The organism is Nitrospira sp. (assembly GCA_024760525.1).
GTDB lineage: Bacteria > Nitrospirota > Nitrospiria > Nitrospirales > Nitrospiraceae > Nitrospira_D.
In genome coordinates this window covers 2403539-2418788 of the sequence record CP060499.1, presented here as the reverse complement: position 1 = coordinate 2418788, position 15250 = coordinate 2403539, and the positions used below count along the sequence as shown (strand labels likewise).

14 protein-coding genes are annotated in these 15250 nt (G+C 57.0%); 8 read left to right on the top strand and 6 right to left on the bottom strand.

Annotation, left to right across the window (positions count from 1 at the left end; genetic code table 11):
* Positions 1-11 precede the first annotated feature (11 nt).
* Together hemH and hemG are read left to right on the top strand one after the other, a co-directional pair.
* Complete coding sequence (gene hemH / locus H8K04_11300; GenBank protein UVT14437.1) at positions 12-962, top strand: ferrochelatase; 951 nt, start codon at positions 12-14, stop codon at positions 960-962.
* Positions 959-2443: a protoporphyrinogen oxidase gene (gene hemG, locus H8K04_11295; protein ID UVT14436.1), complete on the top strand. Its 1485-nt coding sequence runs from the start codon at positions 959-961 to the stop codon at positions 2441-2443. The genes hemH and hemG overlap by 4 nt, the downstream gene beginning before the upstream one ends.
* Positions 2444-2467: 24 nt before the next feature.
* Here hemG and H8K04_11290 read toward each other — a convergent pair whose 3' ends face one another.
* From H8K04_11290 to H8K04_11280, 3 genes are all read right to left on the bottom strand, one after another.
* Positions 2468-3730, bottom strand: coding sequence for a class I SAM-dependent methyltransferase (locus tag H8K04_11290; protein ID UVT17959.1), 1263 nt, complete (start codon positions 3728-3730; stop codon positions 2468-2470).
* Between the two features lie 330 nt (positions 3731-4060).
* Positions 4061-4789: a cytochrome-b5 reductase gene (locus tag H8K04_11285; protein ID UVT14435.1), complete on the bottom strand. Its 729-nt coding sequence runs from the start codon at positions 4787-4789 to the stop codon at positions 4061-4063.
* A gap of 371 nt (positions 4790-5160) precedes the next feature.
* Complete coding sequence (locus tag H8K04_11280) at positions 5161-5979, bottom strand: sel1 repeat family protein (protein ID UVT14434.1); 819 nt, start codon at positions 5977-5979, stop codon at positions 5161-5163.
* Positions 5980-6193: 214 nt separating this feature from the next.
* Here H8K04_11280 and H8K04_11275 point away from each other — a divergent pair, with 214 nt between their 5' ends.
* Positions 6194-6610, top strand: a complete 417-nt coding sequence (locus H8K04_11275) for a hypothetical protein (GenBank protein UVT14433.1) — start codon at positions 6194-6196, stop codon at positions 6608-6610.
* 36 nt (positions 6611-6646) lie between these two features.
* Here the strand turns inward: H8K04_11275 and H8K04_11270 are convergent, their stop codons facing one another.
* Entirely contained in the window at positions 6647-7264 is a 618-nt protein-coding gene (locus H8K04_11270) for a hypothetical protein (GenBank protein UVT14432.1), read from the bottom strand.
* The gene (gene mazG, locus H8K04_11265) at positions 7261-8148 is read right to left on the bottom strand and encodes a nucleoside triphosphate pyrophosphohydrolase (GenBank protein ID UVT14431.1); all 888 of its coding nucleotides are present in this window, start codon (positions 8146-8148) and stop codon (positions 7261-7263) included. Before mazG ends, H8K04_11270 begins: the two co-directional genes overlap by 4 nt.
* A 172-nt stretch (positions 8149-8320) precedes the next feature.
* On the opposite strand from mazG, the gene H8K04_11260 reads away from it, so the two are divergent.
* The 3 genes from H8K04_11260 to H8K04_11250 all read left to right on the top strand — a co-directional run bounded on the left by H8K04_11260 (position 8321) and on the right by H8K04_11250 (position 12667).
* Positions 8321-8713: a DUF1844 domain-containing protein gene (locus tag H8K04_11260; protein UVT14430.1), complete on the top strand. Its 393-nt coding sequence runs from the start codon at positions 8321-8323 to the stop codon at positions 8711-8713.
* A 134-nt stretch (positions 8714-8847) separates the two neighbouring features.
* Positions 8848-11181, top strand: a complete 2334-nt coding sequence (locus H8K04_11255; GenBank protein ID UVT14429.1) for a HAMP domain-containing protein — start codon at positions 8848-8850, stop codon at positions 11179-11181.
* 94 nt (positions 11182-11275) lie between these two features.
* Entirely contained in the window at positions 11276-12667 is a 1392-nt protein-coding gene (locus tag H8K04_11250; GenBank protein ID UVT14428.1) for a sigma-54-dependent Fis family transcriptional regulator, read from the top strand.
* 19 nt (positions 12668-12686) lie between these two features.
* Here the strand turns inward: H8K04_11250 and H8K04_11245 are convergent, their stop codons facing one another.
* Positions 12687-13496 (bottom strand): response regulator, encoded by an 810-nt coding sequence (locus H8K04_11245; GenBank protein UVT14427.1) that lies wholly within the window; start codon positions 13494-13496, stop codon positions 12687-12689.
* Between H8K04_11245 and H8K04_11240 the strand changes: the two genes are divergently transcribed.
* Both H8K04_11240 and H8K04_11235 read left to right on the top strand, forming a co-directional pair.
* The gene (locus H8K04_11240; protein ID UVT14426.1) at positions 13495-14532 is read left to right on the top strand and encodes a phosphoribosylformylglycinamidine cyclo-ligase; all 1038 of its coding nucleotides are present in this window, start codon (positions 13495-13497) and stop codon (positions 14530-14532) included. The genes H8K04_11245 and H8K04_11240 overlap by 2 nt on opposite strands.
* Positions 14522-15196 carry a phosphoribosylglycinamide formyltransferase gene (locus H8K04_11235; GenBank protein ID UVT14425.1) on the top strand — a complete coding sequence of 225 codons (675 nt, stop codon included), beginning with the start codon at positions 14522-14524 and terminating at the stop codon, positions 15194-15196. Before H8K04_11240 ends, H8K04_11235 begins: the two co-directional genes overlap by 11 nt.
* Positions 15197-15250 lie beyond the last annotated feature (54 nt).

The window sequence follows — 15250 nt, the reverse complement described above, 5'->3', positions numbered from 1 at the left end:
GACATAGAACAATGCCGGAGACGACACGTCACACTGCGGTTTTGCTCATGGCCATGGGCGGGCCCGATTGTCTGGAGAACGTCGAACCGTTTCTGCGGGATGTTCGAGGGGGACGGCCGACACCTCCCGAGTTGGTGGAGGAAATTCGTGAACGGTACCGGGTCACCGGCGGAAAATCCCCGGCCGTCGGCATCACTCAAGAAGTGGCGAAGAAATTGGAACAGCAACTGAACAAATCGGGCGACGGGCGATACCGCGTGCACGTCGGGTTGCGTCATTGGCATCCCTTCATCAAAGAGACATACGCCAAGCTGCTGAAAGAATCGCCGGAGCAGATTATCGGGGTGTGCATGGCTCCTCAACAGTCCTCACTGAGCACCGGAGCGTATCGAAAGAAAGTCGAAGAGGCTCGTACTGAGTTGGAGGATCGTACCGGCGTGACTTATCCCGACAGCTGGCATCGGCATCCTCGGCTGATCGGTGCTATTGTAGACAATATCCGGCAAGGGCTTCTCGCATTTCCATCGGCTGTGCAAGCAACGGTGCCGGTGCTCTTCACGGCCCATAGTCTTCCCGAACGGATTGTGGCGATGAAGGATCCATATCCAGAGGAGGTCAAGGGCACGGTCGAATCTGTGACCCGGCTCTTGGGGAGTCAACCGACCTACTTCGCCTATCAAAGTCAGGGGCGGTCTTCTGAGCCGTGGCTGGGGCCCACCGTGGAGGAGATGCTCGATACGATCTGCCGGTCAGGACACCGACATGTCTTGGTGGCCCCCATCGGGTTCATTTGTGACCACGTGGAAACTCTCTTCGACATCGATATTGAATTAAAGCAGTTGGCGGCCAACAAGGGTATGTATCTCGAGCGCATGGCCATGCTGAACGACTCGCCCGCACTCATCGAGACGTTACGCGACGTGTTGACGGTACACGAATCCTCTCTCCGCATTCCGTCGTGACTCGACCACGCACAGTCGTGATAGTGGGTGGCGGCATTTCCGGCCTGGCCACTGCGTTTTCACTGCAAGAGCAGGCAACAAAGGCCGGCCTTCCCATCCGTTGCACAATCCTCGAATCTGAATCATCCTGGGGCGGAAAGATCGTCACTCACCGGATCGGCGAGATTGTGACGGAAGCCGGACCGGACTCCTTCCTCTCCCAAAAACACGCCGGTCTTGAACTGTGCACGAAGTTGGGACTCGCCGATCAGCTCATCAATACCAATGAGACGGCCAAGAAAGCCTGTGTCTTGCAGGGTGGACGGCTGCACGATTTACCCGAGGGCCTGCTCTCATTTGTTCCAAAACAATTGGGAGTCTTCCTGCGAAGTGGGCTGCTCACTTGGGCGGGGTTGATTCGCATGGGACTGGAGATCGCTGTTCCGCCAGGTTCGCGCACAGGCGATGAGTCGTTGGCTGATTTCCTTCGCCGACGGTTCGGCCCACAGGCATTTGAGCGGGTATTGGAACCGCTCATGTCCGGGATCTACGCGGGGGATGCCGAGCAGATGAGCCTGCGAGCCACGTTCCCCCGGTTCTTCGAGCTGGAACAGCAGCATGGGAGTGTCGTTCGCGGCATGATGGAGGCCAAGAAAGCTCCCTTGCCGCCGTCGTCAAGCCATCCACGGCGGACGATGTTCATCAGCCTGAAAAACGGACTGGGAGACCTCGTGAACGCCCTGGTGCAACGGTTGGCGCAGCAGGGTGTGGAGCTTCGCTGGGGTTGCCGAGTCGAGGCGCTGAGGGTGAGATCGCATGAATTGGGCCGTTGGATGTATGACCTTATTCTGCACGATGGATCGGCGCTTTCCGCGGAAAGTGTGGTTCTGGCGACACCGGCGTATATTGCAGCGGACCTGTTGCGTCCGTTGACGCCGATCGCCGGCGGATTACTCGATATGATTCCCTACGCGTCCACTGCCACGATTGCCATGATGTTTCCTGCCCAGGCCGTGCCTGAGGCGATCGATGGATTCGGGTTCATCGTGCCGCGGATCGAAAGGCGGGATTTGATCGCGGCCACCTGGACTTCGCGCAAGTGGCCCCATCGTGCGCCGGTCGATCGACTACTGGTACGCTGTTATGTTGGCGGGGTAGGGCGTGAAGATATTCTGCAACTGGACGACAACGCCTTGACGGGGAAAGTACGTACCGAACTCAGTGACATATGCGGTATCAGTGCGGAGCCGAGTTACACAGAAGTGAACCGGTGGTGGAAGGGGATGCCGCAGTACACGCTCGGCCACCTCGACCGATTGGCGCAACTCGATGCGGCAGTGGGCCGCTATCCTGGACTCGTCCTCACAGGAGCCGGTTATCGTGGAGTCGGTATTCCCGATTGCATCTCCGACGGGACGGTCGCAGCCGGGCGGGTCATGCGGGATTTACTCGGCGGAATCGGCAGCGATGGTCGACGTACCGTGGATCTGGACTCAGCCTAACTCTCTCAATCTCCCTCACCCTCATCACTGATAGATCCAGGTTTTGGTCAACGGGAATTCGGTCGGGCCGGCGGCTTCCTGGCGGCTGGCAAGCATCTGATACACGTTCAGCCAGCCCTGCGAAAAGGCCAGCGATGAGCCTGCCAAGTACGTGCGCCAGATACGCAGGGTCCGTTCGCCGATCACTTCTCGGGCAGTGCTTAACCTCCCTTCCAGTTTGCGCGACCAGTGTGCGAGTGTCAGGGCATAATGTGGTCTCAGGCTTTCGACATCGTAGACTTCGAACTGCTGTCTGGCCATCTCACGGATCACTGCGTGGAGATGGGGTAATTCGGTGTGGGGGAACACATATTTGTCCATGAACTCACTCACTCCGGATCCCACGGTGCGGCCGTCGGCGTCGGATGAGGTAATCCCGTGGTTCATGAACAGCCCGCGATCGCGCAGCAGGCAACGCGCCACGCCAAAGTAGGTGGAGAAATTCTTTTGACCGACGTGCTCAAACATTCCAATACTCGAAATCTTGTCAAAGGTGCCTTCCCCGAACCGTTCCGGTGCATCCCGGTAGTCCAATTGCAAAACCGTGACCTGTCGATCGAGCCCCGCTGCCTTGATGAGTTCCTTGGCTAAGGCGAACTGGTTATCCGAGAGTGTGATGCCGACAGCTCGTACTCCGTAACGCTGTGCAGCATGCAGAATCAGCCCGCCCCAGCCGCAGCCGATGTCGAGAAAGCGTTCACCGGGCTGAAGGCGTAGTTTGCGGCAGATGTGATCGAGCTTGGCTTCTTGCGCGACGTCGATCGTTTCCTCGCCGGTCTGGAAATACGCGCAAGAGTAGACCATGCGCGTATCGAGCCAGAGCCGATAAAAGTCATTCCCGACGTCATAGTGATGTTTAATGTCATCCAGATCCTGTTTCGGTGTGTGGCAGGCCGATGAGGCGGGGATCCGAGCCGTTGCCGGCGAGCCGCCGGCTTCCACAAGGCGCTGAGCGCCGGCGATCACAGACATGATGTCGCCGTCGATATCGATGCGGCCATCGACAAAGGCTTCGCCGAGTGATCCGAGGGTTGGATGGGTCAGTACCGACAACAAGTTCGGATCACGGATCGCCATCACGACTCGAGGTTCTTGGCCGAAGTTGAGACGTGAGCCATCCGGGAGGACGAGGTCGAGCGGTTGACCTCCATTTGCTCGGACTCTTCTTGCCAAACGCTGGATTCCATGACTCACTGCCTTGCCGACAATTGTCCGGGTCGTCTGGGAGAGTAAACCGCCACGGGACATCATGACCTCCTTTGGGCTGTGACCATCATGAATTCCCAATCGAATGCGTGTATTGCCGGAGTTTCGATTATGGAACACGCGTATTCTATTGATATATCCGGTGGAAGCAGGCGCTGAGAACGCTCCAGTACCCTGAGAACTCCAAGGTATGATTTTGATTGACCTTTACGAAGAATATGCCAGATAGGTCTCATGCAAATTCAAGAGGTTCCGGAGACAGTACAGATGAACACTGGAAGCATCTGAGGCAAAATTCCCCACGTGAAAAGGCGCTCACTGAGTAATATTGCGCCAGTACGACTGACGATCGTCGCTTATGAGGGTTGTCTATCAGGGAAGGATCACGGTCTGCTCAGGATAACCGAGTTCTTTAAGTGTCGCTTCCAGAGAGTCGACCATCGGAGGGGGACCGCAGAGGAAAATGCGGGTGTCGGCATCGGGAGCGGGAAGGTGTCGGCGCAGGATGTCACGGGTAAGTCGGCCTGAGCTACCCGACCATCCGGGCGGGGGCTGTTCCAACACGTGGTGGCAATGAAAGTTCGGATAGTCCCGGAGAGCTCGCTCCCACTCCCGTCGAAAGATAATGTCCGATTCTGTTTTGTTGGCGAAGAGCAGGAATAACTCTGCATCGATCTTTTTGGTAAGAATCCAGCGAATGATGGAAATCATCGGCGTGATGCCGGTGCCTCCGGCCACGAATCCCACTCGTTTTGCCATGCCGTCCACCCAATGGCCGCCCGGGTTCGGTCCGCTTATCAGGATGCTGTCTCCGATTCCCCGATCATGGAGAAACTTGGAGACGAGGCCGGTTTCGTAACGCTTGACGGTCAGTTCGAAGAAGCCGGTCGTACCGGGCAGCGAGGACGGCGTATACGGCCGTTTGAGGGCTTTTTCGTTGATCGTCGCATGGACGTAGAGAAAGTCGCCGGGCAGCATATCCAGCGTCGCATCGGTGGGGAGTTCGAACCGGAAGGTCTTTGTGTCATGCGTGTCGATCTCGATCGCCGTCAGCCTGTACGGACTCGGCGTTTTCGTCTTGATCCGGGTGACAGATTCCATGATGGAACGCATCATACGGGGTCACATCGATAGACGCAACAAGCCGCGGTCGGTTTGGTATCAATGCTGCTGTACGAGTCTGCATCGGTTCGAAACACAGGAAAGTGGAAAGAAGCAAACGATGGTGTCGGCGACGTATTGTGTCGGAGGGCGCTTGAGCAGACAGCACGATGAATTGTGACTTCATCTGCCGGAATGCAGCCCGGTTTTGCTTCGGCAATAGTTCAATGGTCAAACATCAAACGGGGAGGGTACGTGTGTCACGGGCAACAATGAGTAAAACAACCTTCCGGATTTAACGGTAAGGGTCTGGGTGGTGGAGTGCACCATCCGGACCGATTGTTTCACTATCACCGGTTGGATTTCTTCGCTCATCTGCGGCTTGGATCAGAAGTCTGATCCTCGTCCAAACTCGCAAGGACCGGCTGAGCCGCGGTAATCTTCCGTTCAACAGCCTGGGTCAGCCAGTGCCGCGCCTGTTCCGTATTTCTTGCCACTCCGCGTCCGTAGGCATACATGACGCCGAGAACATACATCGCTTGTCCGTTGCCGGTTTCGGCCAAGCGCTGGAGACCGTTTGAAGCTTTCCTGTACCAGGTTACGGACTCGGGCGCTTGCGGTCCATTCCGTTGTGCATAAAAACGTCCAAGACGATATTGGGCAAATGCATCGCCCTGTTCGGCGAGCTGAGCATCGACATCCGGATTCGGCGCCGACTTCCCCGTCGGTAGACTTGCCGGCGATCTCTGATTACCCGAAGGCGCCATGGTCCGATCCGGGGGGAGACCAGATGGAACGGAGGGGCTGGTCTTGGAGTTTTGGCTGGAAGCCGGCCGCGTCGCGGACTGATCGACATGTGGAGTTGGCGTAGGAGTAGGAATGGTGTTTGGTGTCTCAGTCAGACCTTCGGCCTGTGATACTTGCGTGAGGCTGAACTCTTCTTGATGAGGCGCTGCTTCCGTGGCTGATTGATTCGGCGGGCCGCATTTCTCGGAGGGATTACCCGAATGTTCCCCGTCGGGACCGGCTTGGCAGTCCGTATTGTCGAACGTGGGGGGCCATACCGTGACCGTCGAGATGATCCAGATCACAGCGATAATGAGGAGCCCCCAACGAACCAATCGACGTCGTAAGATCGACCGATCGCTGGGAGGTACGACTACAAGTCCAGGATAGCCTTTCTTGGCCATACCTCCTCTCAGAGCAACGCTCAATCGAAGTATATCAAGGTGTCAGAAAGCTGTCTCAGGCGCTCTGGTTTCCGTTAAGGCCCGGCCGGTGCTGAAGCTGATCATGTCGGCCGTCTCAGCGTCTCTATAGATAGCCCCTTGTTCTACCCAACTGCAAGCTTTTATAGTACGGATTGAAACGCGCGTGTTTCACCCTTGGAAAGGCGCCGAAATTATGCGATCAACCGAGAGCACCCTCACCATCTTGGACGTCAGCGGCCCATTTCGTGAGCCAAGGGAGCCGGTCTTTTCATACGACTACTCGATTCAACGGTCGACCTGGGCGACGCCGCATGGTGTGCGCGTGAAGATTTCCATACCGGATGAGCTGGAGGTGGTGAAGAAGCGGCTCCTCGGAGTGGTGAGCGGTTCACCCGGTCAGCAGCTGCTGGTGAGTAACATTCTTTCCAAGAAGATTGCCGACTGGAAGATACGGGTCGCTGAGGAGGAGGGACTGTTGGCGGAACGACGTGATGTGTTGCTGGCCCCGTTTGTCGGGTCGCTCACCCACTTGTTCCCAAAACTGGAGACGTTATTTGAATCGGATCAAGCCGCTGTCCGGCAGGATGTCAAAAGGCGTGTGGGAATTTAGCTATCCCTACGCGCAATATCCTCGCTCGCTGATCCGCTAAAAGATTCTTCTATACTGTTTTGAGTGCACGCCTGATTCGTCCGCAAACCCAAGCGATCCCTTGTCCGGACTGCCGGTATCATTCAGGTCGATGCGGTAATAACCACGGACTTGTTCCATTGCCACCTCGAACGGGATCGCATTCGGGTAGAGGGTGCCGGGAGCATGGGCCCCTCGTGCCAGCGTGCGGATCGTCTCTGCTTCCGCGAACTGTTTGTCCCCAAAGATATAGATGTCCGCAATGGCATGGTCCCCAAGCTTGTGACCGGGTGTCGTGGCGGGGAGCTGTTCGCCAAGCGTCCCTTTCAGTCGCGCTTCCTTGAGGCGTTTCAACAGGGCGACAATTTGACTATCCGTTGCCTGACCAGGAACCACCAGACCCACGGTGTTCATATCCAGGATTGTCGTTTGGACTTTGAACATGACGGGAGCGGCTTCGGGGTCTTCGATGGCCGAGACATTGGGACCTTCAGTGCCGGTTGCCTGTTTGTTTCTCGAACTGGGGACGATCAGCGCGACAAACAACCACAATCCGATGAGGATGCCGAATACCACCAGCAGCGGATGGGCTCCGGCACGCTTCCCTTCTTCGTACGGTTCTTGGTTCTTGCTCATAGTGTGCGATCGCCGACCTGCGGTGTGGTATCTCGATGAGGGCTCTGCAACCGGCGTTTGGCTTCCTCCCACAGCTCATCCATCTCGGCTAAGGTCATGTCCGTCAACGATCGGCCTTTCGCTTCAGCTTGCGTTTCCACGAGATGGAAGCGATCGATGAAGCGATTCGTCGCCCGGCGCAGCGCGTCTTCAGGATTCGACTTGAGAAAGCGGGCGAGGTTGACCAGAGAAAACAGCAGATCCCCGAGCTCAGCCTCAACCTCCTCGCGGGAGCCCTGCCGGTCGGAACCCGCGTTCACGCTCGCTCGATTCGACGCCAGCGCCTCACGCAGTTCGCCGATTTCCTCGAGAATTTTTCCGATGATCTGTTCCAGCCCCGCATCGTTCTGTGGCCAATCGAAGCCGACTCGTGCCGCTCGGGCTTGAATCTGATAGGCCCGCAACAACGCCGGCAACGTTTTCGGCACTCCTGCTAAGGCTGACGCCGTGTGGCCGGCGGCTTCGCGTTCTGCGCGCTTGATTTCCTCCCATTGGGCCAGAACTTGCTCGCTATTCGCCGCGCGTCCCGCCTGGTCGCCGGTGCCGAAGACATGGGGATGTCTGCGGATCAACTTCGTGGCGAGCGTGTCGAGCACATCGTCGACGGTAAACGTCCCGGCTTCAGCGGCTATCTGGCTATGGAAGATGACTTGCAGGAGAACATCCCCAAGTTCCTCACGTAACTTCTGCACGTCATGCTGATCGATCGTCTCAAGGACTTCGTATGTTTCTTCGAGCAGGTATGGTTTCAGTGACTCATGGGTTTGCTTCCGATCCCACGGGCATCCGTCTTGCGCGCGCAACGCAGCCATGAGCTCAACCACTTTGGTAAATCGTGTCGACATCGAGTGTGAATCCCCCTTTCGGTCGTCTGCCGCCGTGCCGAGGATGTGTCACTCTATACCGAGTCTGACGGCTTCTTCAATCTCGGTGACGGCTTGCGACCAAATAGACCCTATGGTAGGGTACCGCCAGCGTCCAGACACGTGTGGGAGCGGCTCAACGAGAGGGATACGAATGGTTGAAGAGGAGCAGGGGTTCATCATTCGGGATCGGCGGGCGAGTGGAGGGACCGAGGCTTCGCCGCCTGCATCGTCGACTCCACAAGAATCGAAACCTCCCGCCGCAGCACAGACCGAATCAGCCCAGACGGCTCCGGCATTTCCCGTCACGTTTTCATCCTTTGTGATCTCATTGGGCTCGTCGTCGCTCATGCTCATGGGCGAGCAACTGGATCCTCAGCAAGCGCCGATTCCCGTCAACCTCCCCCAAGCCAAAGAAATCATCGATCTGTTGTCCGTCTTGGAAGACAAGACCAAGGGCAATCTGACCCCTGAAGAGCAGGCGGTCCTGCGCGATATGCTCTATGCCCTTCGCATGAAGTATGTGACGCTGGCCTCGCCGAAGTAACATCCCGTTGTTGGGCCTTCCCCCACTCGCTGAAATTCCGCGATCTCTGCGCGGACTTTGAGACTGCTCTGTGAGTCGGCTATAGTGTTAGGGGCTGCCGTTGTTCGGGTTGACCATGCGCGGAAGGCGAGCGAATGCCTGAGCCGAACCGTCCCATACGTGCGTTAGAGCCCGCCTCAGACGCGGCCGGCGATGTCCAACCTGTCGCTCTCGGCAGTAAACCGCGCAATTCTTCGGCTGACATCCCCAAGCAACCTGACCGCAAAAAACTCCACCTTCGCCCGGTGTGGATCGTCCTGATCCTTCTGATCCCCTGCTTGGCGCTCACGCTGTATTACTGGCGGATTGTCGTTCCGGGTGTCGACGAGACCGGCTCATTCTTGCCGACGACCAGTTATGCCTTTGTCCTTCTTCTGCTCAATTTGGATCTGATCGGATTCGTCGTCTTGACGCTCTTGCTGTCAAGGAACCTCATCAAGGCCTATTTCGAACGCCGGCACAAGCTCGTCGGGTCAGGGTTTCGCACAAAGCTCATCGCGGCATTTATCGGGTTCTCCTTGATTCCCACCGTATTACTGGCATTCGTGGCGAGCGGCCTTGTCAACAAAGCGGTCGATGTGTGGTTCAGCGAGCACATCGAGAAGGTCATGAAAGACTCCTATGAGGTGGCTCGCCTTCAGCATGCGGGGCATGTCGCGCTCGCGGTCAACAGCGCACGGGCGATTGCGCAGGAATTGTTCCGCGAGGACATGCTGACCCCGGTGCAGCGCGATCTTCTGATTGCCGCGATGGCTCGAAAACGTATGGAATACGGTGTCGCAGGGATCGAGGTCTTTTCGAGCAAGATGGAGACGCTCACAAAGGCGCTCGATAGTGAGGTTCCGGCCGGGGTGCTGGATCTGCCGATCAGTCAGCTGGTCTTACAGGTGATTAACGGCAAGCATGAATTTACCTCGGTTCAGGAAGCCCAGACAGGGAGGTTAGTGCGCGCGGCGATCCCTGTGGCCTCCGGAAGCAGACAGGGTGAGTTGGAGGGGGTCGTCGTCGTTGAGACCTACGTCCCTGAATCGCTGCTGACCAAAATGGAGGGAATCGGTCGGCAGTATGCGGAGTACAAGCAGATCAAGGCGATGAAAAACCCGATCAAGGCCGGGGCCTATCTGTTCGTGGCTGTCGTGACGGTCTTGATCCTCTTCAGCGCGACATGGTTCGGGTTCTATGTGGCACGCGGTATTACCGTGCCGATTCAGCGGTTGGCGGAGGCAACGGAAGCTGTCGCCCAAGGCGACCTCACTGTGCAGATCGATGCCAAGGCGACCGACGAGATCGGGACGCTCATCGCGTCGTTTAACCGGATGACGCAGGATCTGCAGGGGAGTAAATCCAAGCTTGAGGAGGCCAACCTGACGCTTCGGAACACCAACGTCGAGCTGGATCGCCGCCGTGCCTATATTGAAACGGTCGTGGATACGATTGCCGCCGGTCTCCTGTCGATCGATAGGAGCGGAACGATTACCACATTCAATCCATCGGCCGAGCGTATTCTTGGGTTGGCCGCCGATCGGTTTAGAGAGCGGCCGGCCAATGATGTCTTCAAAGAGTTCGGGCTTGACTTGTTCCAGACCGCCTATGATCGTATGTTGGCCGATGAGCGCGACAGCCTGGATTTGGAAGGGCAATTGGACATCCAGGGGAAGCTGATCACGATCGGCTTGAAAGGTTCCCGTATGCGGGATGAGGGAAATAAAGACCTGGGATTTGTGTTGGTCTTCGAAGATCTGACGGAGTTGATCAAGGCCCAGAAAGTCGCCGCCTGGCAGGAGGTCGCGAAGCGCGTCGCCCATGAAATCAAGAATCCACTGACGCCCATTCAACTGTCGGCCCAGCGATTGCGGAAGAAGTTCTTCGAAAAGTCACCGGATCTTGACCGGGTGTTCGACGATGCGACGAACGTCATCATCAATGAAGTGGGAAGCCTGAAAGAGATGCTGGACGAGTTCTCAAAATTCGCCCGCCTGCCTGTTCCGCAGATGACACGACAATCTCTGCACGATGTCCTGCGCGAAGTGGTCACGTTGTATCGCGAGGCACAGAAAGATATCGAGTTGATGATCGAGCTGGATGAGGATCTGCCACCCATCAATTTCGATCGGGAACAGCTGAGGCGCGTGTTTGTCAATCTCTTCGACAACGCGGTGCAAGCCATGAATCAAAAGGGGAGGCTGTGGATCTCCACGAAATATGACACGAAGCGCCGGCGCGCGGTCGTCACTGTTGCGGATGAGGGGCCCGGAATTGCCCCTGAAGACCAAGAGCGACTGTTCGTGCCGTACTTTACCCGTAAGAAAACAGGGACTGGGTTGGGCCTGGCGATCGTCCGCCGGATTATCACGGACCATGAAGGTCAGATCCAGGTCGGGAACAATCACCCTAAAGGGGCGGTATTTACATTCGATCTGCCGGTGTAACGCGAATGTGATCACAGTCTTTCACCGGCAAAGAAGGCGTGATCAGTCGAGAGTCAGGTGAGAGCGATCGCGGTTTACGCAGTAGGGAGGATAGATGTCGGCATCAATTCTGATAGTGGACGACGAAGAAGCGATTCGGACGTCTTTACGAAGCATCCTGGAGGACGAGGGGTATGAGGTCGTCGTGGCAGCCAATGGGGTGGAAGCGCTGAAGATGTGCGGCTCTGATCCGCCGGATCTTATGATCCTCGATATCTGGATGCCCGTGATGGACGGACTGGAGACGCTGCGTCGTGTGAAGGAATTCGTCCCCACCACGCAGGTCATGATGATTTCCGGGCATGGGTCCATTGAAACGGCGGTGAAAGCGATCAAGCTCGGCGCATACGACTATATCGAGAAACCGCTGTCCTTGGAGAACGTCACGCTCCGTGTCAAACACGCGCTGGAGCAATACCGATTGGCGCAGGAGAATCGGACTCTACGGACAAAGGTCCAGCAAAAGTTCGAGCTGGTCGGCTACTCCCAGGTCATGCAGCGGCTGCGTGAACTCATCGAAACGGCAGGACCCACGAACAGCCGGGTGTTGATCGGAGGGGAGAACGGGACTGGAAAAGAACTGGTCGCCCGCGCCATCCATATGCACAGCAGCAGATCGGATCATCCGTTCGTAGCCGTCAATTGCGCTGCAATTCCGGAAACCTTGATCGAAAGCGAATTGTTCGGGCACGAAAAAGGCTCCTTCACCGGCGCCACGTCGATGAAGCGCGGCCAATTCGAACAGGCTGACGGCGGCACGTTGTTTCTCGACGAAATCGGCGACATGAGTCTCAATACCCAAGCAAAGGTGTTGCGGGCTTTGCAGGAGCAGCAGTTTACGCGGGTCGGCGGCACCAAGCTGATGAAGGTGGATGTGCGGGTGCTGGCGGCTTCCAATAAAGACTTGGAAAAAGAAATCGGCAAGGGCCAATTTCGAGAAGATTTGTACTATCGGCTCAACGTGGTTCCGATCATCGTGCCTCCGCTCCGCGAGCGCCGGGAGGATATTCCGGCTTTGGTGCAGCATTTCATGAAAGCGCATGCCGAGGAACAAGGGTTGCGGATGAAAGAAGTTTCACCGGAAGCGATGGCGGTATTCCAGCAATACGAATGGCCCGGCAATATTCGAGAATTGAGGAATCTGATCGAGCGGCTGATGATCATGGTGCCGGGGTTTGTGATCGAGGCCTCGCAGGTTGCCGTGTCGTTGCAAGGACGGACCGCCGGTGTCGTTCCCGTCTCCGGTCAAGCAGCGAATCCGCTCCTCGCAAAACCCTTCGACTCACTCCGGGATGCCCGGAATGCGTTTGAAAAGGAGTACATCAGCCGCAAGCTTCGAGAGCATCATTGGAACATTTCACGGACCGCGGAGGACCTCAAGATTGAGCGAAGCCATCTCCACCGGAAGATCAAGTTGCTGGATGTGGAAATGCGACCTGAGAGCTAGATGGTTGAAAGACACATGATCAGGTCCCGGCGCACGCGGGGCAGGTGAGGTCGCGGAATTTCGTCTCGGGGTGAGTCTGGACATACTCGTCGAGCGCGGGTTGAGAAATCTGCGCAGGGTGAGATGTCCTGCAAGACGGACAGACAGGGATCAATTGTTGTAAGGCCGCCATGTTGCGCAGTGTGCGGTCGAGTTCGGTGATCGTTTTGGTGACTTCCAGCTCCCAGCTTTTTCTCGCCTCGGTTTCCTGTTTGAGTTTGATCGCCGATTTGACCCTGGCCAAGAGCTCGACCGGTTCGACCGGTTTTCTGACGTAGTCTCCCGCACCGGCGTCGAACGCCGCCTGTAAGAAGTCCTTTTGATTCCGTGCCGTCACCACGATGATGGGGACCTGTGCGAACGCATCGATCGCCTTGATGCGGCGACAGGCCTCCACTCCGTCCATATCCGGCATCTTGATGTCCATCAGAATCAGATCGACCTTGACGCCGTTGGTGCCGGCATGATCCAAGTCCAGTTGAGTGAAGGCATCACGCGCGGACGAGATGGTGATCAAGTCCCGATAGCCTGCATTCTTCAGGATATGGTGAAGCAGCAGGCGCTCGTCGGGAGAGTCGTCGACAATCAAAATGGCCACTACCCCCTCCTTCAGCGGCTTGTACGCGAAGATACGTACACCAGTATAAGACTTATTCCCAAAGCGGCAAGAAAAAAGCGGAAGAGAGGGATCAACGACTTGCGCGTTGACCTCCGGTGTACCCTCCGTTAAGATGCGCCCCCGAAGGTAACGCATGCCGGATTGAGCGAGTGCTTCCGAAGATCCACTCATGACAACCTATCGTGACGCCGGTGTAGATATCGACGCAGGAGATGAGTTGGTCGACCGTATCAGGCCACTCGTCCGATCCACGTTTCGTCCGGAAGTACTCGCTGATTTGGGCGGGTTCGGAGGCCTGTTCGGCCTCCAAGCCGGCAAATACCACGAACCGGTGCTTGTCTCCGGAACGGACGGGGTGGGCACCAAACTGAAGATCGCCTTCATGATGGATAAGCATGATACCGTCGGGATCGACCTGGTCGCGATGTGTGTCAACGATATCGCGGTGAACGGAGCGGAACCGCTGTTCTTTTTGGACTATTTCGCAACCGGGAAGTTATCCGTCTCGAAGGCCCAAGCGGTGGTCTCAGGGATTGCCGAAGGTTGCCGTCAAGCCGGGTGTGCCTTGATCGGGGGCGAGACGGCAGAAATGCCGTCGCTGTACGCCCACGGTGAGTACGATCTGGCCGGATTCGCCGTCGGCGTGGTTGAAAAGTCGAAGATCATCGATGGCAAATCCATCAAGCCGGGCGATGCGGTCCTCGGATTGGCGTCTACAGGGTTGCATAGCAATGGCTTCTCGCTGGCGCGCCGTGTGTTATTCGACCAGGCGGGGTTGACGGTGGCAAGCCGATTGCCGGAACTCGATCGCCCGCTGGGAGAGGTCTTGCTCACACCGACCAGAATTTATGCCAAACAGATTCTCTCTCTCGTCCAAGGATTCCCCATCAGAGCCGTGGCGCACATTACCGGTGGAGGGATTACGGAAAATCTTCCGAGGGTTTTTACTGATGTGGTGCGCGCAAAGATCAGCCGCAAGGCCTGGCCGGTCCCGCCGATCTTCGACGTGATGAGCCGCTTAGGACAGGTCGATCGCGCAGAGATGTACCGGGTATTCAATATGGGCATCGGGTTGATCCTCGTGGTGCCGCCCGATTCGGTGTCCGAAGTGCTGGCGCACACTGGGACGCTGGGGGACCCAGGATGGCAGATCGGCGAAATCGTGTCTTCCACCGGAGCAGAGCCGGAGGTGGAATATGTCGACTAGCCGAACGACTCCTCTGCGCATCGCTGTGCTGGCGTCCGGTCGCGGCTCGAATTTGCAAGCCATCATCGATGCCATCGAGGCGGGGCGGACGCAGGCGAAGATTGTGGCCGTCATCAGCAACAAGAAGGATGCCGTGGCGCTCGAGCGAGCGAGAAAGCACGACCTGAAAGATCTATTCGTCGATCCCAAACCCTTTGCGGGACGACCGGACAGTCGTGAAGCCTATGACCTGGCGCTGCTGGACGTGCTCCGACAACATGATGTGGAACTCGTCTTATTGGCGGGCTATATGAAAATTGTCACAGCCGTGCTGGTTGACGCGTATGCCAACCGGATGATGAACATCCATCCGTCGCTGTTGCCCTCATTCCCCGGTTTGGATGTGCAGAAGAAAGCCATCGATTGGGGCTGTAAGTTGGCGGGATGCACGGTGCATTTCGTCACGGAAGGTGTGGATGAAGGGCCGATCATCATCCAAGCCGCCGTGCCGATCCTGGACCATGACACCCCCGAAACGTTGGCCGCCAGAATCCTCGTGCAAGAACACAAGATCTATCCACGCGCCGTACAGCTCTTTGCCGAAGGCCGACTGCGCGTCGACGGGCGCCGTGTCTTCATCGATGCCGCCAAGCCGGACGGGGAGGCTGTGATCAGCTCCTCGTGATCCGCTCCTCTGAATAGACTCTATTCATGGCCACGCCACAATTTCATCGTTGCC

Bases quoted from the DNA above. Each gene is read 5' to 3' on its own strand.
- H8K04_11290 (UVT17959.1), bottom strand. From the start codon at position 3,730: ATGTCCCGTGGCGGTTTACTCTCCCAGACGACCCGGACAATTGTCGGC.
- hemH (UVT14437.1), top strand. From the start codon at position 12: ATGCCGGAGACGACACGTCACACTGCGGTTTTGCTCATGGCCATGGGC.
- H8K04_11285 (UVT14435.1), bottom strand. From the start codon at position 4,789: ATGGAATCTGTCACCCGGATCAAGACGAAAACGCCGAGTCCGTACAGG.
- H8K04_11250 (UVT14428.1), top strand. From the start codon at position 11,276: ATGTCGGCATCAATTCTGATAGTGGACGACGAAGAAGCGATTCGGACG.
- H8K04_11280 (UVT14434.1), bottom strand. From the start codon at position 5,979: ATGGCCAAGAAAGGCTATCCTGGACTTGTAGTCGTACCTCCCAGCGAT.
- mazG (UVT14431.1), bottom strand. From the start codon at position 8,148: ATGTCGACACGATTTACCAAAGTGGTTGAGCTCATGGCTGCGTTGCGC.
- H8K04_11275 (UVT14433.1), top strand. From the start codon at position 6,194: ATGCGATCAACCGAGAGCACCCTCACCATCTTGGACGTCAGCGGCCCA.
- H8K04_11235 (UVT14425.1), top strand. From the start codon at position 14,522: ATGTCGACTAGCCGAACGACTCCTCTGCGCATCGCTGTGCTGGCGTCC.
- H8K04_11255 (UVT14429.1), top strand. From the start codon at position 8,848: ATGCCTGAGCCGAACCGTCCCATACGTGCGTTAGAGCCCGCCTCAGAC.
- H8K04_11260 (UVT14430.1), top strand. From the start codon at position 8,321: ATGGTTGAAGAGGAGCAGGGGTTCATCATTCGGGATCGGCGGGCGAGT.
- H8K04_11240 (UVT14426.1), top strand. From the start codon at position 13,495: ATGACAACCTATCGTGACGCCGGTGTAGATATCGACGCAGGAGATGAG.
- H8K04_11245 (UVT14427.1), bottom strand. From the start codon at position 13,496: ATGAGTGGATCTTCGGAAGCACTCGCTCAATCCGGCATGCGTTACCTT.
- H8K04_11270 (UVT14432.1), bottom strand. From the start codon at position 7,264: ATGAGCAAGAACCAAGAACCGTACGAAGAAGGGAAGCGTGCCGGAGCC.